Genomic DNA, 452 nt, shown 5'->3' with positions numbered 1-452 from the left:
GACATCCCGCTCGACACCTCGAATGTCCGTCTCCTCGTCAACCCCACCGGGAAGTTCGTGCTCGGTGGCCCGATGGGCGATGCCGGGCTGACCGGCCGCAAGATCATCGTCGACACCTACGGCGGCATGTCCCGTCACGGTGGCGGCGCGTTCTCCGGCAAGGATCCGTCGAAGGTCGACCGCTCGGCCGCCTACGCGATGCGCTGGGTCGCCAAGAACGCGGTCGCGGCCGGCCTCGCCGACCGCATCGAGGTCCAGGTCGCGTACGCGATCGGCAAGGCCGCGCCGGTGGGCCTGTTCGTGGAGACGTTCGGTACCGAGAAGGTGGACCCGGAGAAGATCCAGACCGCGATCAGCGAGGTCTTCGATCTGCGTCCCGGCGCGATCATCCGCGATCTGGACCTGCTGCGTCCGATCTACGCGCCGACCGCCGCGTACGGACACTTCGGACG

At 68.4% G+C, this 452-nt stretch carries 1 protein-coding gene; it reads left to right on the top strand.

Translation table 11 applies throughout. From position 1 onward, the window contains the following. Positions 1–452 (top strand): methionine adenosyltransferase domain-containing protein (locus tag IJ15_RS0124540; RefSeq protein WP_031940924.1); only part of this gene is annotated, 452 nt, incomplete at both ends.

Origin of the sequence: Prescottella defluvii, assembly GCF_000738775.1 — a bacterium.
Taxonomy (GTDB): Bacteria; Actinomycetota; Actinomycetes; order Mycobacteriales; family Mycobacteriaceae; genus Prescottella; species Prescottella defluvii.
The sequence above is the reverse complement of the archived record's forward strand: the minus strand, read 5'-3'. Positions and strand labels throughout refer to the sequence as shown.